Below are 19,341 nucleotides of genomic sequence, written 5' to 3'. Positions count from 1 at the left end.
GGCGTTATTGAAGTTGCTCGGCCAGCCAGGGTGGCGCGACCGGACGATATTCAGCAGTAGGGAAAAGCTCATGCTGTGGCCATTCCCTGAGGGCCCGTCGGTACGTCTGCAGTTGTGTGTATTGCGTCTGGTCCAGTGTGGTGCCGCTACCGTCGTCCATTTCATCGCGATCCCGCGCGACGAGACGGTCCGTTGCCGATAGCTGGGCATTGCGCCACGCATACTCGTTTTCAGCAGCTTGGCCTGACGTCAGAGGAGGTGGATCTACGAGGACGGGATAACCATTGTCAGGATTGACTGCAATTTTCTTGGGCGACATAGCCAGCTGCTGAAGCAACGACAGCCAATAGGCCCTGGGGACTTCGATGACATCTTCTGGGATATCCGAAGTATTGATACCCGGGACATAAGCGCCGCAGGTACTTGGACTGAACAACACAGTGAATTCGTTCACTCAATACCCCTTCGCAAAATAATATACACCCCACCCGGCCATCGCCTGTCCATCCATATTGCGAACCCGGAAACGACAGCCCTGTTTAGTACCGCTTCCTCCAACGAGAATAACCACCGCACCATCACCGCCGACATGGTTGGCTACAACAGAAGCAAAAGCGGTTGGAAATGAAATAGGAAAAGTGACGAACACATCGCCGTTAGCATCGGTCGTGCCGGCTCCCCATTGGTCGATAATCCCACTGGCGTATTTTTGATAACCCGGATTACCGAGATGACCTGAAAACAACGAGGTGTACTTCAGCACAATGGTGCCGCCGATCAGCCGCCATTGGTTGTCGAGTTTGACGAACTCCGCCGTTTCACCCCGCCCCAGATCGATTGGCCCCAAGGCGGCACTTGACGAACCTATCGTATCGGCAGCCGAGGCCGTCGATATGGTGACCACGCCGACACCAACGTTAATAAGTGTCAGCGTCGCCCCATGCATGATCCCGGTAGTGCCAGGCAGCGTGACGCTGATCGGCGTAGCACTGGCAAAACTGACGGCTCCGCCGATGTGCGCCAGTGTCAACGCGGTATTGGTTGCGTACGCAGCAAAGCCGGAATACTGCAGCCCGCTACGTCTCACGAACTCCGTGGTGGCTACTGACCCGTCACTGTCAAACTGCGCGGCGGTGGTAAATAACCCGTTGCCACGCAACGCCGTCAAAAGTTGATTGCTCAGTTGTTCCGAGGGTGTCAGCCCGGCGGCTTGAATGACATTGAGCATCTCCTGCGTGACGCCATTGCCCCAACTGGCGGGGATCAAAGACCCCGGCGTCCCCGTCAAGGGATCCTCATCCACAAACCTGCCATTCACTAAACCCGCACTGGGCACACTTCTTGGATAGTCCACGTTGTCCTCCCTTGATATTCAAACAGCCAAAAAACAGGCAATAGAAAACTGCGCCTGTTGATTCGCCCAACAGAGCCCGAAAAAAATTGAGAAGGTTTAAGCGGTTTGGTCCGTGCCGCTTTAAGCCGCAGACTCAGGCACGACCGGCCAGTTGATGTCGGTTGGAAAACCGGTTTGGTGCTGGATACGGTTCAACTCGACGCAGTAGAGCTTCCACTCCATCAGGGCCAGTTGTTCCTGGTCGTTGGCATCGCCGATGTCTTCGGCGTATTGAAGCGGTGCTATACGCAAAACCGCCTCACGAAGAAATGTATCGCGCTTGGCCAGAACTTGAACCTTGGTATCGTTCAACTGAGATTCGCCATCGAACTGCCAGGCATTATTAGTCCAGATATAGTAATCGCCAGGCCATGGTTCAGCTGTAAAAGCTTCCGGCAACTCTCCAAGCTCACTCCAAATCTGTTGCCCTCCATCGTCCTTGCGATACACCACCCCGCGACAGTCAACTACCTCTCTAGGAACGTTATTCACCAGCGCCCACGTACGCCCGTTCTCAGATGAGGGTAGTTCAAAGGAAAGCTCAATGGCATTACTGGGAAGTTGAACACCAATACCTGGCGTCACGGAAAACTCTACGGGGCCTGACAAGACACCCGCTCTGTCAAATAGATAATAAAACACAAAGCACCTCAAATAAGTTTTATACGCGCTGGATAGGCTATGTTGCGCGGACGAGATTTAAAGGAATAGAGCAATGTATTGGCCGGATCCATCTGGTAAGTGGTCCCGGTGGGAAAAATGGGGCCACCGTTTACTAAATCTCCTATGATTTTAATTTCCTCACGGGTATTAGCACCGAATCCGGTAAGGCTATCGGACCATCTTGATCCAACCGCACCCGCGCCTTGGGCTCCTAATGCATGGGAATGAACAGTGCCAGGTTGAAAGGTACCCATTGTCCGCCCAACGTCTACCGAACGCCCTTCGTCCAAAACTCTTAAGAACTCCCCTCGCCCTTCAGGGCCGCGAAAGGTTAGCGCTCCATCACCAGTGGTCCATCTGCCTTCATTGCCTTCCCTAGTGGCTTCGATGCCAAGCATTCCGGACTGCTGGGCGTGATCCCAGAGCCAAGGCCATTCAGCACGCTTCATGATCGTGCCATTTAGCGCACCGTAGCCTCCCGGGCTCAGTTGGATGGTCGTCTCAAAAAAGGGGCGACCCAAGGGAGTGTTATCAAACCTCCCTACGGGCCACCAGCTCCCAGCACCGTCACTGCGCAAATGCCACCAGTCACCGCCGCCCATCAACACCAGAAATGGATAGCCAGCGACCGAAAGATGAGTATGAAATCTTATTCGATCGGTACCGGCAGTCTGAACCACAAGGCGATTACCGCTGTTATCAAGACGTCGAACGATGACGTCCCGCACACCCAACCCTGCATTCGCCGAAGGCAAACTAACAGTAGAAACACCAGCACTAGCATCAATCAGCACCAGCCCCAGCTCGTCGGCTGTCAGCGCTTTAGAAGCCGTTAACCGCGTCACCACCGAACGCATCGGGCTGCTACGCCCGAGAATAGCCTGCAACGCCTTGATCAACTGGCCGGTGTCCGCTTCAGACGGTGTGATGCCAGCGGCGGAGATCACGCCCAAAATCTCCTGTGTAACGCTGTTACCCCACACGGCGGGAATCAAAGATCCCGGCGTGCCTTCAACGGGATTTTCATCCACAAACCGACCGTTCACCAGCCCGACGCTGGGAACGCTTTTTGGATAGTCCATCTCTCTACTCCTTAGTCATAATTGATATGCACCCGCGTATGCGCCGGCGCACTACGATGAATCAGGCACTCGAGCGCCGATCCCGGATTGACGCCGAAACGCTCCCCCCAATAGCTGGCGCCAAAACGTCGGCCGAGCAGCAGGCGGCCGCCGGTGTTGAGGGTCCACATGAATTGCGCCTGCCAGGTGCCGAAGTGCGCTTCGCCGAAGCGGGCGCGGCCCATGCGAGGGGCCTTGAGTTCGGTGATGGTGGCGTTGGGATAGCCCTGGCTCTTGGCGATTTCCACGTAATAAGCGATGGCCTGACTGCCCACCGCCAACAACCGCCGACGCACCGCCAACCGGCGATCGTCATACAGAGGTGTAGCGCCGAGGCACGGGTCGGGCAGGTTCATCACCCGCTCCCAATCCGGCACCAGCTCACTCACCCCCGCCGGGTCCATTTCGTGGAGCAGGTCGGCGGCGCGGGCGTCGAGACGCGCCAATTCCTGGGCGATGCCTTCGAGCACCTCTTCCAGTTCCGGCACACGCTCCGGGTCCCACGCCGGGCCGCTGGGCAGCAGGCTGCGCAGTTGGGCCTGGTACTGCTCGGCGGTTCTTATTCCAGCCATACGCAGCCTCCGAAGGTCAGCAACTGATTGCTGGCAGCGACCACGTCAGCGATGGGTGCGGTGAGTTTGTGGTCGGTTTCGCCGGTGGCGCTGCTGATGGCTTCGGCGATGTGGGTCAGCAACAGGGTTTCGCCGAGGCCAGCTTCGCGGTTATGCAGGTCGCGCAGTTGCGCTTCGATGGCGGCGCGCACGGCGCTGGTGTCCGGGGTAATGCGCAGCCGGTAGGTCACCGGCACCTGGGTTGGCGCCAGCACATGCACCTCGGCGGTGACCGGGCGCAGCGGCTCGATATAGGCCCGGACTTCTTCCAGTTGTTCGGCGTTGGGAATCGGCAGTGGATCGTCGTCACGCATGACGAACACGCCAACGGTGCCGGGCCCAAGGTAGCTGCCGCGACACCAGGCGCGGGTGATGCCAGGGCATTCCAGGGCCCAGGTTTCATAGTCCTGCGCGGAACCGCCGTGGGGAATGATGCGGTAGGAACGGATCACCCTGGCCCGCAGGGATTCGAGGCTTTCCCGGGCGAGACCGCCGGTCAGCCCGGGCGCGAGCACGGTGAAGCTGTTGCCGATCCCAAGGATCGGCTGCACCGGCGTCAACACCAGGCCGGCATCGGCATTCCCCAGGCTACCGGCGTCCAACGCGGCGACAGTGGTGCTGTTCAGGCCATTGCTGGTGGTGCGGGCGCTGGTCACTTTGTAGGTGCGCCCATCGCTGGATTGCAGCAGCGTGTCGACATCCAGCACCGCACCCGCGGTGGCGGTGAAACTGACACTGCCGCTGGCCACCTGGGCCGCTTTGCGCGCCTGGTTCAGGCGCAGGGCGGCGATGCGCTCCAGGGTGGATTCGTCGGCCTTGTCCGGGAGGATCTGCTCAGCGATCCAATCCAGGTAGCCATACAGGCCATAGGCGGCGCCACCCAGGGTGCGGGCCAACACTTGGGCATCGGACTGGCGCAGCGAATCGCTGGCCAGGTCGCTTTGGGCGCGCTTGATCAGCACCGGCAGCGAAGGGGTTTCAAACGGCATAGGTCACCTGCCAACTGTTATCGGGGTTGATGTCCAGGCGCTCGCCGTCGGCCAGGGTCAAAACCGTGCGCAGATTCAGGCGCTGGGCGTCGAGGCGTTCGCTGATGATGTCGATGGCGCTGCAATGGCCGTCGTCGATCAGCCATTGCAAGGCTTCGCGGGCATAGAATTCGGCGTCGAGCTGGGTCTGCCGGGTCAGCTTGACCCGGCGCAACAGCCACAGCCGCGAACCGATGCGGTCGTCGGCGACGGTGGGAAAAGTGTCGCCCCACCAGCCGAAACGTTGCTCGTCATCCACGGCATCGTCGTCAGCGGCGCGGCGCCAGGTGAACAGGCTGATCAGCACCGAGCGGGTCAGCGCGGCGTGCAGGTTCTGGCTGATGAACATCATTGGCCTCCCGCCGGCACGCCGGTCTGGCCGTTACCGGCCTGCACGCCGACGTGCACATGCTTGATCTGGCTGATGCCGCCGGCGATCTGGTCGCCCTGGGAAACGAACTTGCCGGTGTGGTTGATGACCGGGCTGTCGATATTCACCGCGCTGCTGGCGCGGATGTTCAAGGTCGCGGTGTCGATGTCGATGACCCGACCGCGCTTGAAGTGGATCTTGTCGCCTTCATCGGTGTAGATCGCCACTTCGCCAGGGGCCAGGGCCTTGAGGCGGAAACGACGGTCGGCGACCACCAGCACCACGGCATGGGAACGGTCACCGCCCAGGAACGTGGCGATGCCCTCGGCACCCGCCAACGGGTTGCTGGTGAAGCCGTAGGGTTCGAAGTGCTCCATGTCGTCGTTCACTTCACCGGCGGTGAGGCGCATTTGCAGCGATTGCAACTTGGTGGCCGAATTGGCGAGCACGACAGTGCCGCGCGCCAGGAGGCGGGTCAGTAGGCTCATTGAGGTTTCCTTCGGAATCGGAAGTTTGAAAGCGGTGTTTATTGGCCATAACTTCTGTTGGCTGTACCGACGCCATCGTGAGCAGGCTCGCTCCCACAGGGGATCTGTGCCGAACACAAAACTTGTATCCACTGGAGATCCCTTGTGGGAGCGAGCCTGCTCGCGATGGCGTGGGCTCATTCAACATTGAGGCAAGCTGACCCACCGCTTTCGCGAGCAAGCCCGCTCCCACAAGGAGTTTTGCGTTGGGCTCAGGTTTTGGGCGGCACCGGGTTCGCGTCGAACGTATGGGGCGGCGCGACCTGCAGGGTGGTGACGGAGCCTTGGGCGGACAGTGAATACGTCACTTTGGAGATCAGCATGTCGCCGTCAAACCCCTGCACCGGGTCGATCACTCGCACCAGAGTGTTATGTCGCCACAAATCACCATTGGCCTGACGCCAGCCCTGCACGCGGTAGGTCGTGGTCAGGGCCTTGCCAGTGCGGATAGCGCTTTCCCAATCGGCCCGTTGCTGGGCCAGCTCGAAGGTCAATTGCGCGCTTTCGCTGATCACCGTGACCCGCTTGCGCTTGAAGCCCAGGTCGGTCGCGATGCCGGAAACTTCGCTCACCGCCGCCCCGCTCTGCTGATCACTGCCTTTGTGCTGGCCGATGACCCGGTATTCGGAGAACACCTGGCTGTAATCCATCGGTGCATTGCCCGAGAGAATGTTTTTCCCCAGTTCCAGCACATCACTGGCTCGCCCGCCACTCCCGGGTTTGGCCAGCAACACGCGGCCTTCGGCATCGTCAGTGGAAAACACCCGGAACAACGTCAGCAGACGGTCGATGGATTGAAAGACCGTTTCCCCCGGCACGATGCTGTGTTCGCTCAACCGAGCGGTTTCAGGGATCTCACTGATCACTCCCACGCCATATTGCGAGGCCAGGGCCTGGACGATGCTCAGCACCGTTTGCCCGCGCCATTGGCTCGGGCGATTGATCGCCGCGCAGTCCACCAAGTCCTGGGTCCTGGAACCACCCTCGATGCTCAGGCTGATCTGGCGCCCGTCATAACTGACCGGGGCTTTGAACACGTAGCCGCTGAGCACCAGGTCGGCACCGATGCGCACCTGACATTCATCCCCAGGTCGAATCGGCACCGACTGAGTCTGCCCCGGCCATTGCCAGGTGATGTCGAGTTTGAAGGTGCGGAACTGCCGCTCCAGGTCCGCACTGATTTCCACGCTTTTCCAGCCGCCGTAATCCAGCCCGCCGACGGTGAGCGAGACAGCGTTGTCGAGCTCGTTCATGGTTTATTCCCCCGAGACTTTCAGGTCGTTGGGCGGCAGGAAACCAGGGTGAGCCACGCCATTGCGCTGGGTCACTTCGGTGACCCGGGTAGCATCGGCAAATTGCTGATACGCCACCACCAACGCCGGCAGGCTTTGCTTGAACGACAGGTTGATCAGCCTTACGCCCGACGACGCTACCGCCGTCAGGTGCGCGGCCATCTGCTGACGCAAATTGTTCATTGCCTGGTAGAGATCCGGATCGGCCTTGAGCGAGGCTTGCCAGATGGCCTCGTTGAGGGCATCGCGCAGGGCCAGCACATCGTCGGCCACCGGCACGTCACGACGCTGGACCGGCTGCACCGCCTGCTGCGCCACCGATGGGGTGGCGCCCAACTTGACCGCCGGTGCGGCCACCGGCATCGCCGCAATCCATTGCGCGGCCTGCACCAGCAGCGTGTCCTGGACCAGATCGGCTACGGCCTGGGCCGCCGCCGTGGTGTCCTTGCCAGTGGTGAGTTTGGGGGCGTCCGCCTTGCGAATCGCCTCGACCTGTTGCGACACGCTGGCAATCACGCCGCGATAGCCGTCACGGGCAAAGTCCTTCAATTCCCGGATGTCCCCCAGCAACCCTTTGAACTCGGCCGCCACTTCCTTGGGCAGCTCCTTCACCGCCTTGACCAGATCGCTGAGTTGCCGATAAGTCTCGATCAACGGTTTGAGTTCCTGCTCGATGACGCCGTAGACATCCTTGAGGCTGTTGCGCAGGTCAGCGATGCCGATCCGCGCGGCTTTGATCAGCGTCATCGCGTCTTCGAAGCGCCGCACCGCCGCACCCAGGAAACTGTCAGCCGACACCAGCAACAGTTTCTGGCTGTTGATCGCGGCCGACGGGAATTGCAGCGGCTGGTCGGGGTAGAACTTCAGGGCGAAGGTCACCAGGCCACCGTCCTGGCGGGTGTGGGTCATGTCGCATTCACCGACCTTGACCTGCAGGCGCCCCAACCACGGATGCACCAGTTCGCCGCTGCCCTGCTCCAGGGCCTTGAGCAACTTGTCGCGCTGCTCCAGGCAATCGGGGCCGACGATGAACGCGGTCAGCTCATGAATCTTCGCTTGCTGACCGAGACCTTCGAAGAACGGCTGGTCACGCTGGGGATATTCATGCAACTGGCCCTTGTGGCCGACCGGGGTTTTCGCCTGATCGACCCAGAACCCGACACCACGAAACGACGCCGGCAACAAACGATCACGCCAGCTCATTGGAACCTCCTGTGGAAAGTGAGCGATAGCCGATGCGCGAACTCACCGCCAGGGCCGGTTGATTGGTCTGTGGTGGATCGGCGCGCAAACCGGCCGGCGCATTTTCGAAGCGCACGGTCAGGCCGCCTTCGAGCTGCGTGCGATTGTTGGCGGCGCTTTGTTGCACCAGGGCGCTGGAGGTTTGCGGCAATGCGCCTGGCGTCAATGAGGTTTTCATCGGCAGGTTGCCGGACGCCGGCGCAAGGCTGGATGACAGGCCCGCAGGCGGCGGCTCACTGGCCCCACCAAAAAACGCCGGCGCCAGCTCGCCCTTGCCTTCGGCATTGGTCTGGCGCTGCGCCTCGGTCAACCCTTCGACCTTGCCGGTGAACGAGGTGATGATTTCACCGAAGCCGCCGTTGAAGAACGCCTTGATCGGTGCAATCACGCCCTGCAGTTCGTCCCACCACTGGCTGAACCATTCACCCACCGGCCCCCACTGTCGGGTCAGGCCCTCAATGGGCGACCAGTCGAACAAACCGCTGAACACCGCCAGCATGATCGACACCTGATTGCGAATGCCTTCCCAGATACCGGCGAAGACTTCCCCGATCGTGCCCCAGTTGGCCATGATCAGCCCCAGTGGCGTCCAGTCGAACAGACCTTTCAGCGCGTCCATTACCGGCACAGTCAACGCCTTGAGCAGATCCCAGATCGCTGCGAACAACCCGGTCAGGGGCGCCCAGTTGCTGATGATCAAACCCAACGGTGACCAGGCGAACAGCGTCTGCATGAAACCGATGACCGGCGTTGCGGCCGCCACGATCACATTCCAGAGCGCGCCAAAAAAACTGCTGATCGGGCCCCAGTTGCTGATCACCAACCCCATCGGGGTGAAGGCGAACATCGTCTTGAAGAACTCGACCATCGGCATGACGATCGGCGCTAGCTTCTGCCAAAGCCCGGCGAAGAACGCCGAGATCGGAGTCCAGTAGGCGATGATCATTCCGGCCGCCAAGGCGATGCCCATGGCAATCAAGCCGATGGGGTTCATCTTCAAGGCCAGGTTGACCACTTCCAGCGCCTGGCTCGCACCACTGACCGCCGTTTGAATCGCATTGAACGCCACGACGCCAGTCGCCAGGCCCTGCACCAATTGCGGGTTATCCTGCAGCACCTGGGCCACACCCGTGACCATCGGCTGCAAGCTGGCTGCCGCCGCGTTGACCGCCGGCCCCAGGGCCGAACCGAACTGTACCGACACATTGCTGATGGAAGTCTTCAATCCATCCAGGCTTTGTGCCGCCACACGCGGCGCTTCAGGTGCCTTCAAGCTGCTGGCCGCCGCGTTCGCCGCGCCCACTTCACCTTTGAAAGCCTCTGCTGACGTGAGCCCCTCCATGAACGGTTTGGCCAGGCCGCCCTCGGGGAGCAGAGCGGAAATATCCAGGCTGCCAAGGCCCGTGGCATCGAGGTTCTGTTTGAAGCTGACGACCTTCGCTCGAAGGCTGGCAAGCTTGGGCGACAGCTCATCGATGCCGGTCAGCAGCACTGCTTTTTTCTCTACCTTTTGTGTCTCTGCCATCACTGCACCTGCTGCATCGCATTGATCCGTTGCGCGTGCTCCAGGGACTCGCGGAGCACATCCAGTGGCCTGGCCATCATCTGTTCGGGGTCAACCTTCCAGAACCAGGCCAGGTCATAGGCGGCTGCGATCAGGTCGCCGATGGCTGCGACGCCGCACTCATGAAAAAACTCGCGACGGCCCAGCTCAATGCGTTGAGGTCAGCCAGGTCCAACTGGTTGACCGACGACGGCGGGATGCCGGCGCAGACCGCGATGTATTTGGCCGCGACGTCCATGTCCAGGCTCACCTCCTCGCTCTTGTCGATCTTGTACGGCAGCGCCTTGATCGCCCGGACCTCCTGCACCGTCGGACGGCGCAGGGTCAGTTCGCTTAGCGGCTCGCCGTGGGCCTCGATGGCCACGCGCAGCGTCACGACATCGCTCATTGCCAGGCCCCCTTGATGCCTTCGAATTTCAGTTCGATGGTGGCGTCGTCGCCCTTGGACACCGGCTCTTCCACCAGGTAGGCGCCGGCCAGTACGTAAACCTTGCCGTTGTTGAATTCGCAGGTGACGGTCATGTCGGTGCCGGCGACCAGTTGCTTGAGCGGGAAGTCCGCGGTATGCAGCGCCGTCACCTTGAAGGACGGGGCAATGTCGGTTTCCTTATAGAAACCCGGTACGACGGTTTCGCGTTTGGTGAACATCAGTGGCGCTTCGCAGCCGCCGTTGATGGTCAGTTGAGCGCCGTCCACTTTGACGTAGCAGGTGCCCGCAATCAGTTGACCCATGGTGTTTCTCCCTTCAAATAAAAAGCCCACACGAGGTGGGCGCAGTTCATACGTTCAAACGCGACTTTCAGGCGGCGTCGTCGTATTGCAGACGGAACTGGTTGAGCAGTGCGAACACCCGCAAACCATTGATGTAGTCCGGCGGGAATAGCACATTGACCCGGCTCGGGTCCTGACTGTCACGCTCGACAACCAGGTGCTCGGCGAACAGCTCGGCGTTTTCCACGTGGCCTTCCAGCTCCAGCTTGGCGTACTGGGCGATCAACTCGCCGCGAATGGTGCTCGGCGTCACGATGGGCTGGCCGGCGCCGAAACGGGTGCCGTCGGCAGCCAGTTTGTGGCGCCCATATTTGCTGGTGATCACACTTTGCAGGCGACGCACGATGAACGCCGACTGGTGCATGGTTTCGCTGTCCAGGTAGGAATTGTCAGCCTGGCCAAAAGCGTTCTTCTGATAGGTGGTGATCGAACGCTGGATGCGCACGTAGCCACCTTCGTAGTACGCCGTGGCGATACCGTAGTTGAGCAGCGACTGACGCTCGGTCAGGGTGAAACGTTCGCTGGCCGGCGCCGGATCCAGGCCTGGCAGACTGCCGCTCTGGGTCGGACGGCTGGCGTCGGCGGAAATGAACACCGCAGTACGGGCGGCCAATGCAGCGGCCTGGACCCAGAACGGTTGCGGCACACCCAATTCCAGGGCCTGGATAGTCATGTGCTGGTCGTTGCGCGCCTGACCGGCCGCCACCAGGGTGCCGATGGTGCCGCGCTTGGCGCTGTAGACATGGCCGAACAACTGCTTGGCCCAGGACCAGCGACCAGTGCTGTCGTCCATGACCGCTTGCCAGGTGTTGAGGCTTGCCACATCGGACCACGGCATCGCGATGAATTCGAACGGCTCGTCACCCAGCGCCGCGACGGCGGCGGTCTGGTCCGGTACACCGGCCCCACCGGTCATTGCCGTGATGGCGGTGGTCAGGCCGGCCGGGGTGTCTTCGCCATTGCTCTTGCCCAGGCGATTGAATTGCAGGCTGATATCGTTACCGCTGTCGCCGGTCCATTTGGCGCTCAGGGTCACAACACCCTCGGCAGCCGCAGCAATCACCGGCAGATCGGCCGCCGCGTTGATCTTCAAGGCCAGCGCAGTGGCGGCTTGAGCGGCCGTCGCTCCATTGACGATGGCCGCCTGAACACGCACGCCGCCCACATACAGATTGAGCATGCCGCTTTGAGTGGCGGCGCCGGTCAGGGTCAGCACGCCCTGGGCAATGGCACCTTCGACGTTGTGCAGCGGCAGGCACCAGATCTCGCCCAGCGGGTCGGTCTTGCGCCAGGTTTCGTACATCGAGGCAAGCATCGAACCTTGACCGCCGATGTTTTTGGCCAGCGCAACGCTGGACACCAGCACCAGTTTACCGACCTCGGCCGGGGCCACGTTGTCGTTGACCTGAGCCACGATCAACCGGCGCATGGCCGACGACGCGCTATTGGCCGCCGAGTTGTCCATTTCGGCGTAGAACAGCGGAACACGAATGTCCGCGGGAATGTTGCTGAATCCGATCGCCATTATTTGGCTCCCTGTGGTTTTGCCGCTTTCACGGTTTTGGTAGTGATATCGCCATCGGCCAGACGTCGACGCCACCAGGCGCTGTCCGGTACTTCACGGCCCTCGAGGGGCAACAGATCGCCCGCTTCCGGGTCCGGTACGGCACGGCCCGGGGCCGGCAGCACGGTGATGCGTTTGCTCATGGGGTTACGTCTCCAGAGAAGGTCAGTTCCACGCGCCCATCAGGGCCGGGACGTTTCAGGTTGGGGTCCGCCGGGTCGATGGCATCGACCCGCACGGTGGCCCCGGTAAAGGACGACAAGCCGTCCAGTTCACGCTCGTGCCAGCTTTCGGCAGGCTGGCTCGCCAGATTGCGGCCCAGCTGGAACTCGGCGAAAAAGTGCAGCCGGTACAACACACGGCTGCTGTTGATGGAAACCAGTTCACTGCCGTCATACTCGATGCCGGTGTAGTCACCACCGGGCTTGAACCCCACCAGCGCCCGCCACAGTTCGGCGCGCAGGTCGTGCAGCAGATCCAGCGCTTTTGTCGCATCGGTGGCGTCGAGCACCAGTACGGTGTCGAAACGGTCACGCACCGCTTGCAGCGTGGCGTTCTGGGCGGCGTTCTTGCTGGCAATGTCGGCGCTTGGCAGGACATAGGCGCAGGGGTTTTGCAGCGGTGTGTCAGCTTGCAACGTGGCGAGGTCAAACCCTGCTGCCACGCGATTGCCGAGCGCAGGACATTGCTCACGCAGTTGCGTGAGGATCGGAGTGATCTTCATGGAGGTGCTCCAGTTATATGGAAGGCGCAGTCAGAACTGTGGGAACGAGCCTGCTCGCGATGGCGGTGTGTCAGGCAACATCAATGCTGGCTATGACGGCCTCATCGCGAGCAGGCTCGCTCCCACAGGGGAGTGGTGTTTAGGCCCTGGCATCCAGGCAGGTCGCATCAATCCTGCTGCGATAGCTTTTTTCCCGGTCGCCGCTGGCGGTGACTTTGTCGATCGACCAGCGACCGCGCATGAAGTCCGGCCAGGAGGCGTCCAGCAGCACGATGCCTTCGGCGCACAAGCCTGGATTGCCGGGGCATTCGATCGCCACCTTGAGTGCTTCGCGCATCATCCGGCGTACCTCGCCTTCACCGGCGGCGCGAGCATCGTTGGCGCTTTGAAAGCGCTGGCGAAGGGTCTTGAACGGCGCGATGCCGCTCTCCTCGACGCGCATTTTCCCTGCCGCCGCATCCCACCAACTGGCCTTGCAGCCCTGGTATTTCGCCCGGGCGGTATCATCCAGAACGGCGGAGATAAAGGCGTTGTCGCCTGGGCGGTTATTCGTCGTCACCGACAGTTTTGTCTCGGGCAGGACTTTGCCCGACAAAGACTTCGCCTGCCCCCGGCGCGCCAGCACATACAGCTCGTTGACCGGCTTGGCGACGGCGTCATAACGGTGAGCCAGTCGCGTCAGAAAACCCATGTCGGTTTCGTTGGACTGATCGATGTGCTCGATTTTTATCAGCGCCAGGTCCGGCGCCACACGCGGGGAAAACCCGTGTCTGGAGGTCAACTGACGAAACAGCACGCCCAGGGTCGTCGGACCATGACTGACGGATCGCCGTTGCTTGAAACCGGTCTGATCGGCCGCACTGAACGGCGCCGCCGTCGCGACAAGCGTCAGGCGCAGGGGAAACAGCGTCGGCGTGCGCCGGGTCACGACGAACTCACCTTTATCCACCAGCCCCGACTCCAGATAACCGACCCGCAGGCCGATTTTCCCGCCCAGGCTGGGCAATCCTTCAAGCCCTTCCAGGCTGATGGTGAGCGTCAGTTGATCGGACTCAATCCCCGCCGCGTCGATGTGCGTCCAACTGAGCAAGCGTTCGTTGAGCAGCGCCGCGTTCGCACCGTAGATTTCCACCGCTGGCGTGAAACCCAGTGACATATTGCCTCCTTAATCCCAGGCCGAAACCGGTGTGGGTGCGACGGGCTGTAGATCCACTTCCGGCAGGACAATCCATACACCCGCCGGCAATACCGGCCCCCACTCGGCCAGCTTCGGATTGAGTCGCCAGAGCGCCTCTTCGGCGGCATCGTCACAACGCTCAAGCTCGCGGTACAGCAACAGATTCACCGAATCACCGGCGATACTTCGAACCCTACGCATTGGCGAACTCCGTCAATTCAATCACCCAGCCGACCACCATCGCGGTGCCGTCATCAATGATCTCGGTCTGGGTTTCCGACACCTTGTTGATCTGCCATAGGCCCCAGTTGCGGCCGATGCCGTCAACCAACGGCACCGGAGCGCGTCGGGCCTGTAATGCACGCAGCTCATCGAGTCGGTCCATGGCAGTGGCGTACATCGACTTGCCGGTGATCGTCAGCGCTTGCAGCCCTTGACCGACCTGACTGGATTTGGGTTTGCTGGTGAGGATGTCGATGCTTTTCCAACCGCCATCCGAGGTGCGGACCAAGGAGTGGTAGGCGAAGTTTCTGGACAGACCTAAAATGAAACTGCCCAGTGCCATTTGCTGACGCATCACGTACCTCCGTCAGTCAGCGCCGCATCACTGCGCATGGCGAGTGAGTTGGGCATGGTTGTCAGGCCGAACTGGCCCGAGAGCTGTTGCACAACCAGGTTGGCCAACTGACTGGCACTGGCCTGGTCCTGGCCGTTGATGTAGATGTTTGCGGTCATGGTGTTCTGATGAGTGCTTGTCGGGGTGCTGGTCAGGTCTTTGCTGACCTGCTCTGGAGCGGCGAGTCTGTCGGTGGGTGCGACGAGTTTTTCGCCCAGAGACGCCCCGGCATCGCTCCCCAACCAACCGCCCAGCAGTCCGCCGATCAGCCCACCAATGGCAGTGCCGATCACCGGAACGACGCTGCCCAAAGCGGCACCGGCCGCGGAACCTGCGGCAGCGCCTGCCCAGCCGCCACCTGCGGCTCCCAGGCCTGCGCCCATCATCCGTTTGTCGCCGGTGAGCACTCCCTCGGCTACATCAGCGACGGCGCCGACGACTTTCAACGGGCCGGGCGCCTTGCGAGTCATCGAGCGCAATGAGGCCGTTGGCGCGAGTGAAAAACGCCCTGCGCCTCCCTGTGAGCCTCGTGGCCTTCTCGTGGATTCGGGACGCTGGTTGGCATTGCTTGTATCCAGCTTGCCCACACGAGGATTTCTGAGATCTTCGGAGATCACCTCACCCAATCGGCCGGGAAGGTGCGGGGCGGCCCTACCCAGCACTCGCTTGGCCACCTGACTGGACATTTCATCCACTACGGCCTTGAGCAGCACACCCACCAGCGGTTTGATCGCTGCGGCAACAAGCACAATTGCAGCGGTGGCTTTAGGTGAGGATTCAGCCAATTCACTCATGCCATCGGCCAGCGAACCCAGCCACTGGGACGAGGTATCCGCCGAAGGCATCAGGGCATTTCCCGTAGCCACCGACAAACGCTCGCTACGGGCGTTGAGGATGTTCAGCTGGCCTTGTTGGGTTTTCGACAGCGCCAACGCGTCCTGCCGCACCGAGCCGTCGTTGCCCAATTGCGACGTGGCATATTGGCCTGGGTCTTTCACCTGCAAGAAGGCTGCGTTCACATCAGGCAGTTTCTGCGCCATGCGCAGCACCGCCTCATCGCCATTGCCGAAGAGCGTGCCGGCAAGGGCCGAGCGCTTGTCGGCCGGTTGCGCGTTCAAGGCCGCCAGCACCGTCATCACCGTGCCAGACGCCGTGTCCTTGTCACGCAAGCCGCTCGCCACCGCCGTGGGCGCCAGACCCAGCTGTTTCCAGGCCGTTTGCTCGGTGGCGGAGGCCTGGTCACCCTTGCCCAGGGCCGTCGTGAAACTATCCAGCGCCACCCCGGCTTCAGCTTGTTGGGTACCGGTATTGAGCAATGCCGCCGTCAACGCGGCGGCTTGTGCAGGGGCCAGGCCCGCCGTCGTCGCAGCGGCACCTTCACGCTGCAAGACCGCACCGATCTCAGCCGCTTTCGCACCGTTGGGTAATTTGCCCAATTGGTTAGCGGCATCCGCCAGGTCAAAGGCTTGCGCGCCGCTGAGCTTCATGGAGATGCGCCAGTCGGCCAGCATTTCGGCGGCCTTCATGGCCGGCATCTCGAACGCCGCCGCGGTGACGCCAGCATCCGAGGCGAAGTTCGACAGGACCAACTGTCGCTCCGAGGCATCGTGCACATCGCTACCGATGCCTTTCCTGGCCGCCAGGCTTTGCATCCTCACCACTTCAACCGCCGTGGTGCCCCCGCCCGCCACCAGCGGTGCGGTGGCGATCTGCGGGGTTGACTCAGCCACCTGTTGAATCTGGCGCGGTCCGAATTGGCTGGCCTTTTTCAGATCGGCCATGGCCGAATCCATCGCTATCGCCGGTTTGAGCAGCACCGGTGGTTCGATACCGCCACCCGACTTACCCTTGGGCTCACTGGCCGACTCACCCTTGGCGCCGGCGCCCATCGTTTGGGAGAACAATCGTTGCGCCGACAGTTTCACGGTCAGCGACTCAATCGCCGTGGTCAACAACCCGAGTTTGAGCCCGAGTTTTTCCAGCACCCGATCGAGGCTCGACAGCTGATTCCCGGCGAACGCACCTTGCGCTGCCACACCACTCGTGAGGCTGGTATTACCGAACGCCAGCCCGCTCTCATTGAAGGCTGCGTATTTGAGCGAATATTTATCGTTCGCCATCCGGCCCTACTCCTTTTTCACGCCAAGGCGAGTCATCGCGATGTCGTAACGACGTAATGCCTTGCCGACGTCCCACTCCAGAATTTCCGCTTCACTTACCGGGTAAATGAGCGGCACCACATCGAGGATCACTTCGATGTCGCGCTCCGAAAGAAGTCCGCCGGTTTGTTTAAAAAATCGTCGATGCGTACCTGAAGCTGTGTCCAGTCGGGCACGGTCAGCAGGTCCAGATCGGGAATCATCAGGCCGGTGCAATGGGCGGTGATGAACTCGGCGCGTTCCTTGGCCGTCTTCAGTTTTTTCATCGCCTTGGTCGCTCGCAGTACGGGCATTTCCAGGGTCAGCGAGGTCAGGCTGCGGCCAGCGACGTTGAGCGTTTGGAGCAGTTGTACCTGGTCGGGGTCGACTGCCGCGCCATCCGTTGATTCCAGGAAGTGGGACGTCGGGTGAGTGGACATTTCGTGCACGTATTGCGCGATGCTCACGTAGTCCGGGCGCTTGAGCTGATCCAGCTCCTTGACCGACAGGCCGGTGGCCAATTTGGCCAGCTCGAAAAACTGATCGTCCTCATCGTCGCCGGCACGGGCCAGGGCATCTTTCTGTGCGGCGTAGTGCAGCGGCTTGAGCTGAAGCTGCTCGATTTGCGCCCCGTCATCACCGGTGATCGGCGACAGCAAGACGTGAACAGGAGGTGTCCAGGACATGAAGTGAATTCCTTGGTCAATCATGGGAAGTTGCGCGGTGCCGGTCAGTGGAGGACGCAACCTGTGGGAGCGAGCCTGCTCGCGATGACGGCGGTACACCCAGCATCAAGGTGTCTGACACACCGCTATCGCGAGCAGGCTCGCTCCCACCGGATTGCGTTCAGTTGCCAGGCATTTGCTTAGGGCAACAACACCGCACGACGGGCGTCGCCGAGGATGTCGACGCCGTTGAGCACGAACTTCTGGGTGCGCACGTCGATGTCGATCACCGGGACACCATTTTCGAGACGGTTGTAGGTACGGCAGGCCAGCTCAAGTGTCGTGGTGGGTTTGTCGCCCATCTTCAGCTTGGCCTCTTCCAGGGATTTGAGCTTGCCGCCGACGGTGTGGTAGGTGAACCAAGTGTTGCCATCCTGATCCTGACCGGCTTCACGCACGTTCAGCAGAATGTCGTCGCCCAACTGCACACCCAGGGCGAGCATGATTTCCGGCCCGGCCCCTTGCAGTACGAGGGTAGCGTTCAGCACCTTGCCGCTCTTGGCCATTTCTTCGGCAATGAAGCGTCCACCGACCATCGCCTCCATGTCGAATTCGATCTTCGGTGGGCTGAACTCTTCCACCGTCGCCGACAACGGCAGGCCTTGCAGGGTGGCCGCGATGGCCTGTCTTACGCGGTTGGTAAACATTAGAGAACGTCCTCCAGGAACTGCTCGATGATTTCATCGCGGGCATTGAGTTGATAAATCATGTGTTCGTTCGGCGCGTAGCGGCCGTAGTCGATGACCACGTACCAGGTGCCGTTCTTGTACTTCTCGACGCTGTTCAATTCCGGGTGCAGGTACACGCTGCCGCCGGGGATGGTTTCGTCGGCGACCAGGGTTTGCAGCCAGTCGTTGATGCGCTTGACCTCCTGGTCCATGAAGGATTTGGTCAGGTTCTTGGCCATGGCCTTTTGGCCGGCTTTCACCAGCTTGCGGCTGATGGCATCTTCAAGGCCGACGTAGCTGATGAACTTGCCGGTGACGGAGCGGTTACCCAGCAGCGAGAAGCCACCGAGAATGGTCCGGGCGTAGTAGCAAACGCCGTAGCGGTTGAGCAGATCGCCTTCGGTGGAGGTGTCGAGGATGTTGTATTCGACGGTGCGCGACACGTCTTCGGCGTAGGTCACCTGGTTGCCCGGGCTCTCCCATTGCTTGACCTTGGCCAGCGCGGCGATGGCCAGGCTCGACGGCGCCAGGAAGACATTTTTCTTCGCCGCTTTCGAGTAGACCGCCGGCATGTTGTGCACCACCAGGCAACGGTCGAAACCGAGGTCCGCGCCGCCCAGTTCCTGGCTGTAGGTCACTTGGTCAGCAACCGCCGCGTCCTTGCCGTCGAGCACCACGCGCGCCTTGATACGCTTGCCGAACGAGGCGAACTCGCTCGCCACCGCCTTGGTGCCGGTGAAGCCTGGCGCGCCGATGATGGTCAGGTCTTCAGCGACCCCACTGAGCGCCGCCAGACCGAGTTTGCGCCCGGTCTCGGGCTCGATGCCGCCAATCACGTTGTTCTGCGTATCGGCCGGTGTGGCGCCCTCTTCGACGATGACCACGTAGACCGGCACCTTGACCACTTTGAGGATCTGGTAAACCGCCTGAAACAGCGTCCCCGCCTCAGCACCGGTCGGGTCCAACTGGGACTGAGTGGTGAAGCTGTTGATGCGAAATGGGGTGTTTTTCGGAATCAACAGGTTGGCATTCGGCGCGGTGCCGACCAGCCCGATGACGTTATCACCCAGGCCACCCATGGCCTCGGGAGATTCAGTGGCATTGACGGTGATGCCGTTGTGCTCGAAGTTCAAAACCTCAGCCATGG

The 19,341-nt window shown here is 61.1% G+C and carries 23 protein-coding genes; all 23 read right to left on the bottom strand.

Annotated elements, in window-relative coordinates; translation table 11 throughout:
• Positions 1–4 precede the first annotated feature (4 nt).
• A complete protein-coding gene (locus PSH91_RS05860; RefSeq protein WP_047230019.1) occupies positions 5–454 on the bottom strand; it encodes a phage tail assembly chaperone in 450 nt (149 codons plus the stop codon).
• A complete protein-coding gene (locus tag PSH91_RS05855; protein ID WP_047230018.1) occupies positions 455–1,354 on the bottom strand; it encodes a hypothetical protein in 900 nt (299 codons plus the stop codon).
• A 120-nt stretch (positions 1,355–1,474) separates the two neighbouring features.
• Positions 1,475–2,035, bottom strand: coding sequence for a tail fiber assembly protein (locus tag PSH91_RS05850; protein ID WP_047230017.1), 561 nt, complete (start codon positions 2,033–2,035; stop codon positions 1,475–1,477).
• Between the two features lie 8 nt (positions 2,036–2,043).
• The gene (locus tag PSH91_RS05845) at positions 2,044–3,138 is read right to left on the bottom strand and encodes a phage tail protein (RefSeq protein ID WP_305467581.1); all 1,095 of its coding nucleotides are present in this window, start codon (positions 3,136–3,138) and stop codon (positions 2,044–2,046) included.
• 11 nt (positions 3,139–3,149) lie between these two features.
• Positions 3,150–3,749, bottom strand: a complete 600-nt coding sequence (locus PSH91_RS05840; protein WP_305467579.1) for a YmfQ family protein — start codon at positions 3,747–3,749, stop codon at positions 3,150–3,152.
• Entirely contained in the window at positions 3,737–4,777 is a 1,041-nt protein-coding gene (locus tag PSH91_RS05835; protein WP_047230012.1) for a baseplate J/gp47 family protein, read from the bottom strand. The genes PSH91_RS05840 and PSH91_RS05835 overlap by 13 nt, the downstream gene beginning before the upstream one ends.
• Positions 4,767–5,165: a phage GP46 family protein gene (locus PSH91_RS05830; protein ID WP_047230011.1), complete on the bottom strand. Its 399-nt coding sequence runs from the start codon at positions 5,163–5,165 to the stop codon at positions 4,767–4,769. The genes PSH91_RS05835 and PSH91_RS05830 overlap by 11 nt, the downstream gene beginning before the upstream one ends.
• Positions 5,165–5,674: a phage baseplate assembly protein V gene (locus tag PSH91_RS05825; RefSeq protein WP_047230010.1), complete on the bottom strand. Its 510-nt coding sequence runs from the start codon at positions 5,672–5,674 to the stop codon at positions 5,165–5,167. The genes PSH91_RS05830 and PSH91_RS05825 overlap by 1 nt, the downstream gene beginning before the upstream one ends.
• 251 nt (positions 5,675–5,925) lie before the next feature.
• On the bottom strand, positions 5,926–6,966 hold the full coding sequence (locus PSH91_RS05820) for a phage baseplate assembly protein (RefSeq protein ID WP_305467576.1): 1,041 nt from the start codon (positions 6,964–6,966) through the stop codon (positions 5,926–5,928).
• A gap of 3 nt (positions 6,967–6,969) precedes the next feature.
• Positions 6,970–8,208: a DNA circularization protein gene (locus PSH91_RS05815; protein ID WP_305467575.1), complete on the bottom strand. Its 1,239-nt coding sequence runs from the start codon at positions 8,206–8,208 to the stop codon at positions 6,970–6,972.
• The gene (locus tag PSH91_RS05810) at positions 8,195–9,772 is read right to left on the bottom strand and encodes a phage tail protein (RefSeq protein WP_305467573.1); all 1,578 of its coding nucleotides are present in this window, start codon (positions 9,770–9,772) and stop codon (positions 8,195–8,197) included. The genes PSH91_RS05815 and PSH91_RS05810 overlap by 14 nt, the downstream gene beginning before the upstream one ends.
• Before the next feature lie 130 nt (positions 9,773–9,902).
• Positions 9,903–10,199 carry a phage tail assembly protein gene (locus PSH91_RS05805; RefSeq protein ID WP_047230006.1) on the bottom strand — a complete coding sequence of 99 codons (297 nt, stop codon included), beginning with the start codon at positions 10,197–10,199 and terminating at the stop codon, positions 9,903–9,905.
• Positions 10,196–10,543: a phage tail tube protein gene (locus tag PSH91_RS05800; RefSeq protein ID WP_076386141.1), complete on the bottom strand. Its 348-nt coding sequence runs from the start codon at positions 10,541–10,543 to the stop codon at positions 10,196–10,198. Before PSH91_RS05800 ends, PSH91_RS05805 begins: the two co-directional genes overlap by 4 nt.
• Positions 10,544–10,610: 67 nt before the next feature.
• Positions 10,611–12,107: a phage tail sheath subtilisin-like domain-containing protein gene (locus PSH91_RS05795; RefSeq protein ID WP_047230005.1), complete on the bottom strand. Its 1,497-nt coding sequence runs from the start codon at positions 12,105–12,107 to the stop codon at positions 10,611–10,613.
• On the bottom strand, positions 12,107–12,289 hold the full coding sequence (locus PSH91_RS05790; RefSeq protein ID WP_047230004.1) for a DUF2635 domain-containing protein: 183 nt from the start codon (positions 12,287–12,289) through the stop codon (positions 12,107–12,109). The genes PSH91_RS05795 and PSH91_RS05790 overlap by 1 nt, the downstream gene beginning before the upstream one ends.
• On the bottom strand, positions 12,286–12,870 hold the full coding sequence (locus PSH91_RS05785; RefSeq protein ID WP_274090927.1) for a hypothetical protein: 585 nt from the start codon (positions 12,868–12,870) through the stop codon (positions 12,286–12,288). The genes PSH91_RS05790 and PSH91_RS05785 overlap by 4 nt, the downstream gene beginning before the upstream one ends.
• Before the next feature lie 139 nt (positions 12,871–13,009).
• Positions 13,010–14,026, bottom strand: a complete 1,017-nt coding sequence (locus tag PSH91_RS05780) for a contractile injection system protein, VgrG/Pvc8 family (protein WP_160891676.1) — start codon at positions 14,024–14,026, stop codon at positions 13,010–13,012.
• 9 nt (positions 14,027–14,035) lie between these two features.
• Positions 14,036–14,248 carry a tail protein X gene (locus PSH91_RS05775; RefSeq protein ID WP_047230001.1) on the bottom strand — a complete coding sequence of 71 codons (213 nt, stop codon included), beginning with the start codon at positions 14,246–14,248 and terminating at the stop codon, positions 14,036–14,038.
• Positions 14,241–14,624: a phage tail protein gene (locus PSH91_RS05770; protein WP_305467569.1), complete on the bottom strand. Its 384-nt coding sequence runs from the start codon at positions 14,622–14,624 to the stop codon at positions 14,241–14,243. The genes PSH91_RS05775 and PSH91_RS05770 overlap by 8 nt, the downstream gene beginning before the upstream one ends.
• The gene (locus PSH91_RS05765) at positions 14,624–16,783 is read right to left on the bottom strand and encodes a phage tail tape measure protein (RefSeq protein WP_305467567.1); all 2,160 of its coding nucleotides are present in this window, start codon (positions 16,781–16,783) and stop codon (positions 14,624–14,626) included. The genes PSH91_RS05770 and PSH91_RS05765 overlap by 1 nt, the downstream gene beginning before the upstream one ends.
• Positions 16,784–16,911: 128 nt before the next feature.
• Positions 16,912–17,487: a phage tail assembly protein gene (locus PSH91_RS05760; RefSeq protein ID WP_160891672.1), complete on the bottom strand. Its 576-nt coding sequence runs from the start codon at positions 17,485–17,487 to the stop codon at positions 16,912–16,914.
• 179 nt (positions 17,488–17,666) lie between these two features.
• Positions 17,667–18,173 (bottom strand): phage major tail tube protein, encoded by a 507-nt coding sequence (locus tag PSH91_RS05755; RefSeq protein ID WP_047229996.1) that lies wholly within the window; start codon positions 18,171–18,173, stop codon positions 17,667–17,669.
• Positions 18,173–19,339 (bottom strand): phage tail protein, encoded by a 1,167-nt coding sequence (locus PSH91_RS05750; protein WP_305467564.1) that lies wholly within the window; start codon positions 19,337–19,339, stop codon positions 18,173–18,175. The genes PSH91_RS05755 and PSH91_RS05750 overlap by 1 nt, the downstream gene beginning before the upstream one ends.
• Between the last annotated feature and the right edge of the window lie 2 nt (positions 19,340–19,341).

It is taken from the genome of Pseudomonas sp. FP1154, assembly GCF_030687245.1.
Lineage (GTDB): Bacteria > Pseudomonadota > Gammaproteobacteria > Pseudomonadales > Pseudomonadaceae > Aquipseudomonas > Aquipseudomonas rhizophila.
The sequence above is the reverse complement of the archived record's forward strand: the minus strand, read 5'-3'. Positions and strand labels throughout refer to the sequence as shown.

What these genes read in the sequence shown, in the direction of transcription:
- PSH91_RS05845 (WP_305467581.1), bottom strand. Translation starts at nt 3,138, where the DNA reads ATGGACTATCCAAAAAGCGTTCCCAGCGTCGGGCTGGTGAACGGTCGG.
- PSH91_RS05840 (WP_305467579.1), bottom strand. Translation starts at nt 3,749, where the DNA reads ATGGCTGGAATAAGAACCGCCGAGCAGTACCAGGCCCAACTGCGCAGC.
- PSH91_RS05835 (WP_047230012.1), bottom strand. Translation starts at nt 4,777, where the DNA reads ATGCCGTTTGAAACCCCTTCGCTGCCGGTGCTGATCAAGCGCGCCCAA.
- PSH91_RS05830 (WP_047230011.1), bottom strand. Translation starts at nt 5,165, where the DNA reads ATGTTCATCAGCCAGAACCTGCACGCCGCGCTGACCCGCTCGGTGCTG.
- PSH91_RS05825 (WP_047230010.1), bottom strand. Translation starts at nt 5,674, where the DNA reads ATGAGCCTACTGACCCGCCTCCTGGCGCGCGGCACTGTCGTGCTCGCC.
- PSH91_RS05820 (WP_305467576.1), bottom strand. Translation starts at nt 6,966, where the DNA reads ATGAACGAGCTCGACAACGCTGTCTCGCTCACCGTCGGCGGGCTGGAT.
- PSH91_RS05815 (WP_305467575.1), bottom strand. Translation starts at nt 8,208, where the DNA reads ATGAGCTGGCGTGATCGTTTGTTGCCGGCGTCGTTTCGTGGTGTCGGG.
- PSH91_RS05810 (WP_305467573.1), bottom strand. Translation starts at nt 9,772, where the DNA reads ATGGCAGAGACACAAAAGGTAGAGAAAAAAGCAGTGCTGCTGACCGGC.
- PSH91_RS05805 (WP_047230006.1), bottom strand. Translation starts at nt 10,199, where the DNA reads ATGAGCGATGTCGTGACGCTGCGCGTGGCCATCGAGGCCCACGGCGAG.
- PSH91_RS05800 (WP_076386141.1), bottom strand. Translation starts at nt 10,543, where the DNA reads ATGGGTCAACTGATTGCGGGCACCTGCTACGTCAAAGTGGACGGCGCT.
- PSH91_RS05795 (WP_047230005.1), bottom strand. Translation starts at nt 12,107, where the DNA reads ATGGCGATCGGATTCAGCAACATTCCCGCGGACATTCGTGTTCCGCTG.
- PSH91_RS05790 (WP_047230004.1), bottom strand. Translation starts at nt 12,289, where the DNA reads ATGAGCAAACGCATCACCGTGCTGCCGGCCCCGGGCCGTGCCGTACCG.
- PSH91_RS05785 (WP_274090927.1), bottom strand. Translation starts at nt 12,870, where the DNA reads ATGAAGATCACTCCGATCCTCACGCAACTGCGTGAGCAATGTCCTGCG.
- PSH91_RS05780 (WP_160891676.1), bottom strand. Translation starts at nt 14,026, where the DNA reads ATGTCACTGGGTTTCACGCCAGCGGTGGAAATCTACGGTGCGAACGCG.
- PSH91_RS05775 (WP_047230001.1), bottom strand. Translation starts at nt 14,248, where the DNA reads ATGCGTAGGGTTCGAAGTATCGCCGGTGATTCGGTGAATCTGTTGCTG.
- PSH91_RS05770 (WP_305467569.1), bottom strand. Translation starts at nt 14,624, where the DNA reads ATGCGTCAGCAAATGGCACTGGGCAGTTTCATTTTAGGTCTGTCCAGA.
- PSH91_RS05765 (WP_305467567.1), bottom strand. Translation starts at nt 16,783, where the DNA reads ATGGCGAACGATAAATATTCGCTCAAATACGCAGCCTTCAATGAGAGC.
- PSH91_RS05760 (WP_160891672.1), bottom strand. Translation starts at nt 17,487, where the DNA reads ATGTCCTGGACACCTCCTGTTCACGTCTTGCTGTCGCCGATCACCGGT.
- PSH91_RS05755 (WP_047229996.1), bottom strand. Translation starts at nt 18,173, where the DNA reads ATGTTTACCAACCGCGTAAGACAGGCCATCGCGGCCACCCTGCAAGGC.
- PSH91_RS05750 (WP_305467564.1), bottom strand. Translation starts at nt 19,339, where the DNA reads ATGGCTGAGGTTTTGAACTTCGAGCACAACGGCATCACCGTCAATGCC.